This window comes from Paenibacillus sp. sgz302148 (genome assembly GCF_056120465.1).
On record NZ_JBVYOJ010000037.1, the window covers coordinates 1 to 12,993 of the forward strand.

Sequence of the window (12,993 nt, forward strand, 5' to 3'; positions counted from 1 at the left end):
ACCTTAGAATCTCTTCACCAGTTGCCTGTCAGCTACGAGGCGACTTGGCTCCTACCTCGGCCGGACTTGCACCGGCTAGTTGCGTCTAGCTTGGCTAGGCGCGCAAAAAAAGAAAAGCTCCTATTCGGAGCCCTTTCCACGATGAATGACCCTGCGTAAAAGGAAGCTTTTCTTGGTAAAGAAAGTTATCTTTCGCTTTAACGCTTTATCGAACTTAACTTTCTTTATCGCAAAAAAAAAGCCGCGATTATCGCGACTTCCACGCTAAAGGCACCTTGGTTACTTTGGCCGTCCTCTCATTCAATGCAACGAGGTCGGATGCGTTCACTTGGCTTAATGAGCGTTTTCCGAGCGCGCGAATTGCCAATTTCATTTCTTCCGTATACGAAATGAAGAAGTTTTGCAACATGTTCGCGCCGTCCTCCACATTAAATTCATCCGCGTGGCTCCCCGAGTAATAAGTGAGCTGTGTCGGAGGCTCCCATGGAACAACCTTCCCGACTTGATCGTGGGTCATCGCCCATAACACCGCTGTTCCCATATACACGGCGTCGGCTCCAAGCGCCAACGCTTTCAGGCATTCTCCCGGCGTTTTGTATCCCCCGCCCGTCAGTAGACTGATCGATTTTTTGACGCCTCTTCGCTCGAGATGATGAATCGCGCGCGTAAGCGCAAAAATCGTGGGTAGACCGTAATCGTCTTGCAATAAAGGAGCCGACGCCTTGGTTCCCCCTTGGCCTCCGTCGAGGCTGACAAAATCAACGCCGGCCTGAATGGCGATGTCCAGATCCTGTTCCAGTATCGCGCTGGGACACAGCTTGACACCGATCGGAACGCCGCCGGTCACTTCTCGAAGATGGTTTACCAGCGTTCTTAAGTCCTCCGGTTTATGGATTTCCCGGTGGCGCGCCGGAACAACTAGCGGGTCATCATTGTCGGGCAGCTGCATGATCTCCCGCACCCTGCCTTGTAATTCTTTCGCAGGAATAACGGTTGCCGTTCCCGCAACAGCACCGCGCCCGAAATGGATTTCGATGGCATCGGCTTGCCTCAGAATTTCCGGAGTTTTCGACCAATATCCCGTATTGTATTGCAAAATCAAATATTTGGCATTCGCCCTTTCTTCCGGCAAAAATCCGCCTTCCCCCGTATTGGTCGATGTTCCTACGGCCGCCGTTCCTCTCGCTATCGCGATTTTTACCTTTTCGCTTACTCCGATGCCGTACCCCATCGCCGCCGCCATCAAAGGAATCGACAAGGTCAAAGGTTTTTTCGCTTTGGGGCCGATCGTAACGGTGACGTCGATCTCCACGTCTTCATGAGAAGGAAAAGTTGCAAGCTGGGCAGGCGAAAAAACCAGTCCGTCGAAATGCAAATATTTTTTGTGGCTGCCAAACGGTCTTTCGATAATCGAGCCTGATGAAGCACGCAAGCTGTTTTCGACGGTTTTGATCGGGCTTACTCGGGTTAATGCCGTGACGATTTCCCAAATATTCGACGCATAGCGCTCGTTCATGAGCTGTTTTGTAAAACGGCCAATACCCCATTTGATCAGAGGCCTGGAAACCTTAAACATGAATATCCACGTAAACAAAAAGGCAGCGACAGCCCCGGCGAAAGACTCCAGAATCATCATGATCCATCGGTTTTCCATGTGATGTACCTCGTTTCATGAAATCCCGCCTATTATTCCCTCGAATGGTCGATTGCATCCTTGACCTACTCCAACGAGCCGGCAACGATATTTCCTTTATACATGGTGGCGATGCGTGTTGATCTTCTTGCGATCGTTTCTGCGGAACAAGTCGCGTCAACAAACACAATGCTTGCTTCATCGCCGGGTTTAGGCCAAACCCGCCGTCCTTCTTCATCAAGCGGCGTCTTGCCCCCAGTAATAAACCCAAGCGTTCGCGCCAAGGAGCGTTCATCTACCCATCTCGAAATTTCCCCCAGCCGCCCTGCTCGCTCTAATATGTCTCCATTGCCATACGGAGACCATACATCGAACACATTATCGCACCCGACGGCGACGGATACGCCATGATCGTGCAATAAGCGAACAGGCGGGAATTTGCGGGCAAGCGGCACGCTAGTAATAATGGTGATCCCGGCCTCCGCCAGCATATCGGCCATTTCGGCGGCTTGATCGGACGGAATATCCCCCAGGCTGAATGCATGGCTGACGGCGACTTTTCCTTGAAGACTAGCTTCCCGGGTAAGCTCGGCTAATCGCTTGATGGTAGCAATTCCGACTTGATCGGCATCATGCAGGTGTAAATCGACGCCGGCATTCCCTTCCACGGCAATCTCCATCATTTGCTGCAGCGATCTTTCCATATCCCCATCGACGGTAGCCGGATCTACGCCTCCGACAATGGTCGCCCCTCTGCGAACCGCTTCCCTTGTCAAATCGCCCGCTTCCGATCGCAATAACCCATGCTGCGGGAAAGCGACAATTTCATAGGACAGCTTCCCTTCAAACAGCTGCTGCGCTTGTTGGACCTCTTCCAGATTGGCAAGTCCGACTTCCGGATAAATATCGACATGCGTGCGAATATGAGTAGCTCCAGCCCGCAAAGAGGCTTCCAAATAGTTGACTGCACGTTCGTGAGTCGAAGTAGGTAAATTCGGGAGCACTTCTTTTTCTTCCGCGAGACGTTCGAATATCGAACTCACCGGCGTGACGGCTCTCCAGCGGTCGCCGAGTAAAGTTTTGTCCAAGTGGCAATGTTTTTCGATGAAAGAAGGAAGCACTAAATATTGTTTGGCATCCTTCTTCGGCAACCTGCCATCAACAGGCTGATCCGCAGATACGATTTTTTTAATCACTCCGTCCTCTATGAGCAAATGGAACAATTCCGTATCCGTTCCTGCTATCACTCCATCTCTCTTGCGGTATCCTGTCTCCAAGCGGGCATTTGTAAGCCAATACGTCGAGTTCATCTTAACACGTCCTTTCTGTCGTCATTCCCCATGCTAGCATGGAAATGATTATATGCAAAATATTTATAAAATTAGATAAGCATACGATCTGCATATACAAAGAAAGAGCCTCATTCCTGAGACTCGACATGCGCTTTATTCGCCCATTCACTACCGCGGGTTTTCAATCCTTGATCGTATTATGGCTTAGCTTTATTATATCCTGAGGCTTCGCAAACTTATATTTTGCCGGTATGCGCTCATGATCTTTACATCCCCACAATGCCAAACCAAAATCAACGCCCGCATCTTTCGCATTCGATTTTACTTCATTGTTCCATGTTAATTTATGAAATCCATTTCAAGTCAACCATCATCATCCGTCAAAAGTACGGAGCAAGAAGAAGAGCCGGTATTAGACAATATCTAATAACCGGCTCTTCTTGGCTGATATGGACTCAGCCCTACTTTTCGTGTTCATCGCTGATCATTGCCGCATAATCTTCGCCCTGAACAACCCTTCTTGCTGTAACATACCGTTTGGAGTAATATGTATCGCTAAGCTTGCTGATGCTGACGCCCTTCGAACTTGAGGAATGCGCAAATTTCCCGTCCCCCAAATATACTCCCGCATGCGAGATTCCTTTGCCGTCCGTATTAAAAAATACAAGATCCCCGGCTTGAAGCTCATCCTTCGAAACTTCTATGCCAACGTCGGCTTGTGTTTTCGAAGTTCGCGGCAATTCCGTGTTGAATTGATTAAAAATATGCAAGATGAAGCCGGAGCAGTCAAAACCGGCCGTTGTCGTGCCGCCCCATTTGTACGGGGTGTTCAGCACTTCATTCACCGCGTGTTCCAGTTTCGAGTCGTCCGCAAAAACGGTTCCGGCTTGAACGGTGAACAGCATGGCAGTGCCTAGCAAAATCGTGAATACTTTTTTCTTCAACGGTGTCTCCTTCCTATGCCTGCGAGGTTAGCTGAGGGTTCGGTTGGAAGTTCCCTATGGCCACTCTGAATCGAGACCAATTCACCCGTTATGGTTCCCCCGCTCCCCTATCGGGGATTCGGCAAAATGATGTAATAAAATCTGCCAGTCTACAAAGTTCGACTTTTGTTGATTTTTTCCTGCCCATGTCACAAATTTGACGAATTTAAATCATGAACAAGCGATTCATATATTTGTAGGTCAAGCCATATTGTATTACTAATAGGGTGAGGGGGCATAGTACCATGGGAAGTGTAATATATAGCAGCTTGTACGGTATTCTTTCGGTGTGGATTACAGGCTTTATCATTGCTTTTCGTAAGCAGTTGCCCGTTATGGCCGGCATGATGGCTGCCATGACGATAGGAATGACAGTTGGATTGGGTCTAGGCGTTTTGTTTGCCTTATGGTTACCTGGCCTATTTTTTCAATCAACGGTTCTCAGCATGCTGATCGGGGGTGCAATCGGGGTCATAGCCGGGGCGCCTATTAGTATGATAGCCATATTAGACGGGTTATTATCGGGTATTATGGGAGGTATGATGGGCACGATGCTGATGGTGATGATGCCTCCTTCCTTCGCGGGGAATACGGTTAGAATCCTATCCATTCTTTGCGTCGGAGCTATTTTTTTGTTATTTCTCATGCTGCAGGGGGAAGTCACAAGCGATTTTCTGAAGCAAAAGTCAATTCTCTTTTCCAGGCCCATTTTTATGTTTTTGTTTATTTTGTTGTCTCTAATTTCCACAACATTCATTCCAATTCATCCAACTTCGGATCTTGGTCGGCCTTCTTCGCCTCCGGAGCAATCTACCGGGCAGTCTGGGCACGTTCACGATCATTCATCGAACCACTCTGATGCTTCGCATCATGTGGATGAAGAGCTTGTTGTTAAAGCTACGGAATATTCTTTTTCACCAACATCTATCCGCGCTGCGGTTGGCCAGAAAATCAAAATTACACTCGAAAATACAGGCCAAGCGGAGCATGACTTCGAAATCGTCGGGACAAACGTACATATTCACGCGGCACCCGGGGAGAAGAACAGCATGGCCGTTAGTTTCGACAAAGCAGGCTATTATCAAGTGATCTGCACTTTGCCGGGTCATAAGGAAGCCGGCATGACGGCATCCATCCAGGTTTCAAAGCCTTAACGAATGAGAAAATGAGACGGCTTCTCTTAGCCTACTGATGGCCGATATGAAAAAAAGCTTACCCCGACTCAGGGTAAGCTTTTTGATCCGCATCGTTCGATATCGACTAGCCAAGCGCTTCCCGCAAATACCTTCCCGTGTATGACTCCCTTACCTTCGCTACTTGCTCCGGCGTTCCTTCCGCAACGACCGTGCCGCCGCCTTCTCCGCCTTCAGGGCCGATGTCGATCATCCAATCGGATTCCCGAATGAGCTCCATATTATGCTCGACGACAATTACGGAATTGCCTGCGTCCACCAGCTTATCCAGAAGCAGCGTCAGTTGGCGCACATCGGCGGGATGCAAGCCGGTCGTTGGTTCGTCCAATAAATACAGCGTATGCTTCTTTGATTTTTTGCCGAGCTCCTTAGCTAATCTTAACCGTTGGCCCTCTCCGCCCGATAAGGTCCTCACCGATTGCCCCCAATGGAGGTAGCCTAAGCCGACCTCGCTTAGCAAACGGATCATATCCGCCAACTTGTCGTTTCCTTCGAATACGGCCAAGCTCTCCTGAACCGTCATATCCAGCAGATCGGAGATGGAATAGCCTTCATACTTGATGCTCAAAACCTCCTCCTGGAAACGGCGGCCTTTGCATGACGGGCATCGGACTTCGATATCCGGCAGAAAATGCATGTTCATCGTCAGCACGCCGAGTCCTTGACAGCTCTCGCAGCGGCCGCCCGGCGTATTGAAGGAGAAATGCTTGGACGTAAGCTTACGCCGCTTCGCTTCCGGCAAACTGGCAAACAAGTTTCGCATCGCGGTGAAGATGTCGGTATACGTCGCCACGTTCGACCGCTGCATCCGTCCGAGCGGCGATTGGTCGACCGTAATCCAGTTGCCGACATCCTCCGTGCCTTCGATCCCGCTGCAGCCTTCCGGCCGCAAGTTGTTATTCGCCCCTTCGGCCAGAAGGTCGAAGAGCAGCGTCGATTTACCGGACCCGGATACACCGGTGATCGACACAAGGCATCCGAGCGGGAAAGATACCGTGACGTTCTTCAGGTTTCGGGCATAAGCGTTGCGAACCGTCAAAGAGCGGCCAATGCCTTGGCGCCGGAATCGCTTGACCTTGTAATCGGCTTCTTCACGCAAGTACGAACCGGTCACGGACTCCGCGGCTGCCATCAGATCCTCCAGCGTCCCTTCGCCGACGACCCGGCCGCCCGTATTCCCCGCACCGGGTCCCATATCGATGACGTGGTCCGCCGCGCGCATCATCTCAACGTCGTGTTCGATCACGAGCACCGTGTTGCCTAAATCACGCAGCTGCTTGAGGACCTGGATCAGTCCCGCCGTATCTCTCGGATGGAGCCCCGCAGTCGGTTCGTCCAATATATACAACACGCCCGTCAAACCGGAGCCAAGCAGCGATGCCAGGCGCAGACGTTGGGCTTCGCCCCCCGATAACGTGACCGACTGCCGGTTCAGCGATAAATAACCGAGGCCGACATCGAGAATCCGTTTCAGGCGGGATGGGATTTCATCCGTTACAATCGTTTCGAGCAGCTCGAGACTCTCGGCCGATAGCTCTATCTTCACGCGAGACACCCAAGACAAGACATCCTCAAGCGGCCAATCCGCAATCTCGTGAATCGCCGCATCGCCGACTCGCACGGAACGGCTTGTCTCCTTCAGCTTTGCGCCATGGCAATCCGGACATTGCTGTTGATGGAACAGATCCGCCGCGTTCATTCCGCTTTCGGCCTCCCCGCCTTTCTCCTTGTAACGTCGCCATATTCCGGTTACGATGCCTTCAAACTTGCCGGCGGTAACGGTTTTCGGCGGCTTTACGCCAGGATAATGCCGCGTGAACTCTTCGCTTTCGGCGCCGTAGAACAATAAGTCTTTTTGCGGCTGAGGATAGTTTTTGATCGGCAAATCGAGATCGAACGTAAATCCATAGTGCTTGCCGGCCGCTTTCAAGATGTTGGCATAATATTCGACCATGGCGTCGTACAAGAAAGGCGCTCCGCCATCGCGCAAGCTTCTCTCTTCATTGAATACGGCCTCCATGCGCAACGTCGCGACATTGCCGAGACCGGAGCATGTTTCGCATGCGCCCTCCGGTTTATTGAAAGAGAAATGCGACATGGTCAGCTTTTCAATCGATGCGCTGCAGTGCAGGCATTGGACCCACGACTGGTGCTCATCCTCGTCGGAAATGCTGAAATGCGACGCCCCGGTTGCCGGCGGTGGCGGAACGATAACTCCACACGACGGGCATGGACGATGACCCGCCCTTGCAAATATCGCTCTCAAATACGTATAAATATCCGTCACCGTACCTACCGTCGAGCGCGGATTGCGGTTCGTAACGTGCTGGCCCACGCTGATCGAGGGGGATAATCCGACGATCGCGTCCACCTTCGGCTTGTTGATGGAGTCCGACACCATCCCCATCGACTCCATGTATTGACGTTGGCATTCCCGCTGCAGCGTATCCATCGCAAGCGTCGACTTGCCCGAGCCTGACGGTCCGGTTAAAACAACCAGCTTGTACTTCGGGATGTTCAGCGAAACATGTTTCAAATTATTCTCGTAAGCGCCCTTAATCTGAATCCAATCTCTCATCCGCACTCCTCCTATTTGGAAAATCAACCTTATTATATAACATGCATGCAAGTGCTAAGGTTTTATAAGAATAGGTCCGGATTATAAATTATCTGCTATTGCCAACCTTAGCATGGAGCTTTAATCTTATATGTAAAAGATCAGTTCGAACCAAAACCTTGGAGGAGGCCGGCAATGGAATACTTCAAGCCGATCGAGATTGCGAGAGAGCTTCAGATCAGTACGAGCGCGTTACGTCATTATGAATCATGGGGAGTCGTTCCCGCCCCCGCTCGCGCGAACAATGGATACCGCCTTTTTACGAAAGTGCATTTGGCTTATTTCCGCTGCCTGCGCGCCATGTTCCCCGGGTTTGGAGTTTCGGTCACCTGCGAGGTTCTGCGCAGCATTCAGAATGCGGACATGGACGGCGCCTTTTGGCTCATCAATAAGGAACAGGCGAACCTTCAGCAGGAAAAAATCGCTGCGGACCAAACCCTTGACCTGCTGCAAAATCTCGAATTGTCATCCATGACGAATAAAAAACCAAAAAACCCCATGACGATAGGCGAAGCTGCGGCATTTACGGGTGTCGCAACTTCAGCCATTCGCCATTGGGAAAAAGAAGATTTGCTCACGCCAATGCGCCATCCGGATAACGGCTACCGGCTGTACACGCCAACCGACATTCGAAAAATATTGCTAATCCGCACATTGCGCAAGAACGTCTATTTTTTAAAAAGCATGAAAGAAATCGTCCAGGCTGTCGAACATCAAAGCATCGAGCACGCGAAAAAAGTGACGGAAGAGGCGATCCTCAGCATCCACGAGCGCATCCGGCATCAGTTTCGCGGCGTTCACCAGCTGGTAGAGCTATGTAATGCGTTGGAGCTTATTTGAGTTATTTGCCGGGCATTATCCGATTAATGTTGCCCACTTGTCCAGCGTCATCCTCACATCCGCTCCCTCTTCAATCAATAACCTAAGGTCTTGATTGACGATTTGCCGGTTGGCATTCCATTTTTGGTTCAAGTAAAAAGCGCTTTGCGTCGCTTTATCAAGTTCTGCAAGCGCACGTTGCATCAAGGGATCCTTTTCCGCGCCTAACCGACTGGCCGCTGATTTGGAAGCCGGCAGCTGACTGAGCGGATTGCCTGTCTGCGGAACGCAAAGCTCCTTAAGCAGCGCCCATGCAGCGTCACGATGCCCGCACTTGGAGGAAATGCCGTATCCGCCCATATACATCATGTTCGTATCGCGGCCGCCTTTCATATGAGGCAGTCCGACGGCTCCGTATTCGCCGGGGTGGTTATGATGAACATACGGAATGCACCAAGAAAAATCAAAGACCATCGCAAAGCGGTCGCTAAAAGCGACATTCGCCGCGTCGCCCGGCATCGGCGTAATTTTGTGCAGCCGGAACCAATCGACGATTTCCTGAATCGCCGCCACAGTCGCTTCGCCGTTCACGTACCCTTGCGCAGTGGAGCCGTCAGGGGAGAGATATGCGCCGCCTCCCCGTAATACGAACGGCTCCAACCATTCGATATCGATATGGATACGAAATCCATATTGTTGTTTTTTCGTCAGCAACAATGCCGTCTCCCTAAATTGCTCCAATGTCCAGTCGTTCGTCGGTTCCGGAATGCCGGCTTCGGCAAACGCGCTCTTGCGGTAGAAGATGAACGGCAGAGCAATATCCATAGGGAGAGCCGCCAGTTTCCCATCGAACGATGGCCCCGCTAATGCGCCTCGATACAAGTCCTCTGGAGAGATCTCCGCATCTTGCTTAAGATAAGGCATCAAATCGATAATAAGACCATCGCGTAAATAGGGACCGAACACGCTTTCCGACATATGGATGAGATCACCGGGCTCGCTGCTTTTCATCCGTTCGAGCACCTCATAATTTCCGTTAGCCTGTTCGATCTGAACGCGGGCATCCGGCCGCTTCGCTTCGAATCGTTCGACGTTGTTTAATAGCGCTTGCAGTCCTTCTCCATTAGCTTGCGTAATGATTGTCAATTGAATGGTATCCATGAGTTCCTCCTGTTATTGGATTGGATTCATCATCGCGCAAATGCTTTCCAGCATTTCGATGGCGCGATCCTCCGCTTGCCTGGCTGCGTCGAGCAGTATCGTCGTTTCATCAAGAATGTCCTTTGTCCAATTCGCTCCGGTTGCATCCTGCAGCGGATTCATTGCACTGACTTGACGAAGCAAACTTGCCGATTGATCAAAGTAAGCCGCCGCCTTCTCCAATATTTCCTCCGCAAAACCTGCGATCTCGATCGAACGGACATACTTTCCGGCAAAAGCCCTTGCGTTCGCGTATACCGAAGCCAAGTAACGATGACCGTACGAATTAGCGAGCCGCGGACCGGTCTTCAAGTGGCGAATCCATGCAGCGTAAGCGTCAAGCCCCAGGGCATAGCAAGTATGCACGTTATCGCCTCGGAAACCGTCCCCTTCCCTGGCGAACCGGATCATGGATTTGATCGCTTGAAACGGTTCCGGTCGAATTGCCGGGCGATTCGTTTTTCGTATTGAACAAAGCAACTGTAAGGGCGACGCAGCCAGTTGTTCAACATGCAGCGTTTTGCGATAGGGCGGGAGGACATCAGTCAGTTCAACCGTTCGGTTGAAGTCATCGTAGCCATAAATCAAATTCCACTCATGAACGAAGGGGCGCTCCACATACGTATCGAAAAATAGCACAGGACTGCCCCGATCGATCGAATGGCGAACAAAAGCCATAACCGTGTCCACATCGTAAGGGATAACGTCATAAAGCATCGCCACCGGGTGAAGCGGTATCGGCAAGCCTTCGAGCTGACCGGCCAGAAAATCGGGCTCATATCCGTAATCCAGCAGCAGACGAGTCAGCTCTTGCTTCCAATCGAACACGAAGACGCCGTCGGCATACGTCGTTTTCTGCGATATTTTCAAGCGAAAGGCAAAACCGCTGCGTCCCATCCAATCCGTAACCGTCGCCTGCTCGCCTCGGCTTTGCATCATTTTGCACAGCCGATCGATGAAGGTGATCTCGGATTCCGGTTTCCCGACCGGAGCGGCCAGCATCCTTCTATTTTGCGGCGACGGCTTGGTGTCGGCCATCCAATTGTGATGTTCCCGCATCACAACGTCTTGCAGCTTTCTTTTGGAACGGTGCAAATAAGTATGCACGCTTCCCGTCGTCGTGTTGAACAATGCCGATATTTCTTCCGCCGAGCAATTCATGAAAAAATACGCTTCAAAGATGCCTCGTTCCCGCTCATTTAAGCAGTGCAGCAACGAACGGATCAACCGAATCGAGTCCTTGCGAAGCAGATGCTGTATCGGATCGTTATCGGAGCCGCGTTTCTCCGCAGCTGTATCCAACCGATGCAGCAGTTTCTCGAGATCATCGCTGCTGCCTTGCGCGCTTGTATCGTCAATGTCGAACGAAGCATAGCTTGTCAGCGGCCTCTCCTTGGAATACGGGCCTCCGCGTCGCAGCTTCATATAAGTCTCGTTACGGATGATTTGTTTGAACCATCCTCCGAAACGATTCGGGTCGACGAGCTTACCGACGTGCAGGAACGCTTTGATCAACGCTTCCTGAACGATGTCTTCCGCCAGCCAATCGTCCCCGGTCATTGTCTTCGCTAAGCGAAACGCTTTCTCCCGATGCCGCTGAATCAGCTCCCCGAACGCTTCCGTATCGCCCGAAAGCGCGCGGCCGGCCATTTCATGCTCCGTCGTTTCATCCGCAACGATAAGCTCTATCTTCTTTTCCATTTCAATGTCCCCCCTTCCCTTTCCGACGCTAATGTATTAGATGCCATATCGTAACGATCACTTAACAAAGAGAAGAGATTTATTTTTTCTAATTGCTCTATAACAAATTCTACTACTATTTCGAGGTGCCCTATGGGTTTCCTTCATTGTAGTCTGCTTGATAAAAAAAGCGGAGTAGCTGCCGCAGCAGGCTACTCCACAATCAAACTCCTATCCTCTAGGCATCCGCACAATCAAATAAATCGATCCTGTCATACATTATATCAGCCTAGATAGGAAAGGAGCTCACCTAATGGCATTTCCACCACCTGGACAACAAGGGCCAACAGCCCCTCCTCCGGCATTTGAACCCCAAGTCATGCCTTTTGCCGTTGACCCCCATTCGATTTCGCGTTGTTTGTTTCGAAATACGTTTATATGGCAAACAAACGGGAGCCGATATTGGTTTTACCCTACGTTTGTCGGACGCGTCTCGGTTACCGGGTTCCGATGGACGGGAAGGTTTTGGGTCATATTTGGTGTGAGTTTAAATAATATCAGCTCGTTTACATGCGTATAAGCCGACTCGATATGAGCCGGCTTCTGTTCAAGTTCAATTTAGGACATGCTATAAAATATTATGTACCAGGTATTATCGATTCTTATAGATGACTACAGTTCTCGCGATAGAGTCGTAGAGCGTTTGCCTTCTTGTGTTCCATAATGGGCTGATCATATAGATGAACACTAGACCATAGACCACCCCAAATAAAGCATAGATCGATTCATCGGGATAGCCGGAAGGGATGACAACGTGCCAAATCGTAAAATGAGCAAGCTCCCAGGGGATGAATTTGAGCGCGGAACGAAATAAAGAGCGGCCGATTGAAATCGGTCCTCCCTGCCTATTTTCCACCACAATCCCCATCTTTCGTTTCCCCCATGTCGCCCTGGCCGGTGACCCTTCACTAATGGCAAAATAAAGATAGACCGGCAGCGTAATGAACAAAAAACCGGTAAGCTCCGCGGTCATCGGGTCTTTCGTGAATAGCGGAATCAACAGCGGACGCGCAATAAACGAGATACCGACCAGCAGCAAAAGATACCCTGAAATGATCAAATAATCCCACAAAAAAGCAAGCAAGCGGATGCCGATCGGAACCCGCATGGAATGGGGGTTAATCTGGGCCTGGATTGTCCTCAACTCCCTCCTAACTGTTACTATTTGTATATTCGTTCTTCTTGTACAACATCCTGCCGTCTGGCATAAAAAGCTTAAGCCTCCACACTAGGACATTCCTTTCATAATGAAAAACAGGAGCCAAGGCGATAAGCCCTGACTCCCGTTTTTTGTTGTGCTGCACGTTCATTCGCTATAATTGAGTTGCGCTAGAGTAAGTTGAGAAAAATGCGCTGCTACTCGTCATTTGTTAAATAAATGAACGGCTAACGATGACCAGCAAAATAAAGAGTACGAGAATGACTCCAACGCTGGTAAACAGTCCGCAGGAACCGCAAGAACCTCCGAATCCTAAGCCCATTTTTTCTCCTCCTCATACTTGGGATGATGTATTAT

General features: G+C 50.5%; 9 protein-coding genes, 1 pseudogene and 1 riboswitch. Of the genes and pseudogenes, 3 read left to right on the top strand and 7 right to left on the bottom strand.

The window, feature by feature from the left end; translation table 11 throughout:
• Nucleotides 1-247 precede the first annotated feature (247 nt).
• From AC0LWM_RS31340 to AC0LWM_RS31350, 3 genes are all read right to left on the bottom strand, one after another.
• On the bottom strand, nt 248-1,654 hold the full coding sequence (locus AC0LWM_RS31340) for an FMN-binding glutamate synthase family protein (protein ID WP_474678976.1): 1,407 nt from the start codon (nt 1,652-1,654) through the stop codon (nt 248-250).
• A gap of 65 nt (nt 1,655-1,719) precedes the next feature.
• Nucleotides 1,720-2,943 (bottom strand): amidohydrolase, encoded by a 1,224-nt coding sequence (locus AC0LWM_RS31345; protein ID WP_474678977.1) that lies wholly within the window; start codon nt 2,941-2,943, stop codon nt 1,720-1,722.
• A gap of 443 nt (nt 2,944-3,386) precedes the next feature.
• Nucleotides 3,387-3,869, bottom strand: coding sequence for a C40 family peptidase (locus tag AC0LWM_RS31350; RefSeq protein ID WP_474678978.1), 483 nt, complete (start codon nt 3,867-3,869; stop codon nt 3,387-3,389).
• Between the two features lies 1 nt (nt 3,870).
• Nucleotides 3,871-4,003, bottom strand: a riboswitch (cyclic di-AMP (ydaO/yuaA leader).
• A 150-nt stretch (nt 4,004-4,153) separates the two neighbouring features.
• On the opposite strand from AC0LWM_RS31350, the gene AC0LWM_RS31355 reads away from it, so the two are divergent.
• Nucleotides 4,154-5,062, top strand: a complete 909-nt coding sequence (locus AC0LWM_RS31355) for a cupredoxin domain-containing protein (RefSeq protein ID WP_474678979.1) — start codon at nt 4,154-4,156, stop codon at nt 5,060-5,062.
• Between the two features lie 106 nt (nt 5,063-5,168).
• On the opposite strand, the gene uvrA is transcribed toward AC0LWM_RS31355, so the two are convergent.
• Nucleotides 5,169-7,679, bottom strand: a complete 2,511-nt coding sequence (uvrA, locus tag AC0LWM_RS31360) for an excinuclease ABC subunit UvrA (RefSeq protein WP_474678980.1) — start codon at nt 7,677-7,679, stop codon at nt 5,169-5,171.
• A gap of 174 nt (nt 7,680-7,853) precedes the next feature.
• Here uvrA and AC0LWM_RS31365 point away from each other — a divergent pair, with 174 nt between their 5' ends.
• On the top strand, nt 7,854-8,558 hold the full coding sequence (locus AC0LWM_RS31365) for a TioE family transcriptional regulator (protein WP_474678981.1): 705 nt from the start codon (nt 7,854-7,856) through the stop codon (nt 8,556-8,558).
• A gap of 15 nt (nt 8,559-8,573) precedes the next feature.
• Here the strand turns inward: AC0LWM_RS31365 and AC0LWM_RS31370 are convergent, their stop codons facing one another.
• Nucleotides 8,574-9,698, bottom strand: coding sequence for an extracellular solute-binding protein (locus AC0LWM_RS31370; protein WP_474678982.1), 1,125 nt, complete (start codon nt 9,696-9,698; stop codon nt 8,574-8,576).
• Between the two features lie 12 nt (nt 9,699-9,710).
• The gene (locus tag AC0LWM_RS31375) at nt 9,711-11,438 is read right to left on the bottom strand and encodes an RNA polymerase sigma factor (RefSeq protein WP_474678983.1); all 1,728 of its coding nucleotides are present in this window, start codon (nt 11,436-11,438) and stop codon (nt 9,711-9,713) included.
• Between the two features lie 307 nt (nt 11,439-11,745).
• Between AC0LWM_RS31375 and AC0LWM_RS31380 the strand changes: the two are divergent.
• Nucleotides 11,746-11,997 (top strand): annotated as a pseudogene (locus AC0LWM_RS31380) (transporter); the annotation flags it as partial.
• A 72-nt stretch (nt 11,998-12,069) separates the two neighbouring features.
• Here the strand turns inward: AC0LWM_RS31380 and AC0LWM_RS31385 are convergent.
• On the bottom strand, nt 12,070-12,621 hold the full coding sequence (locus AC0LWM_RS31385; RefSeq protein WP_474678984.1) for an RDD family protein: 552 nt from the start codon (nt 12,619-12,621) through the stop codon (nt 12,070-12,072).
• Nucleotides 12,622-12,993: the final 372 nt, after the last annotated feature.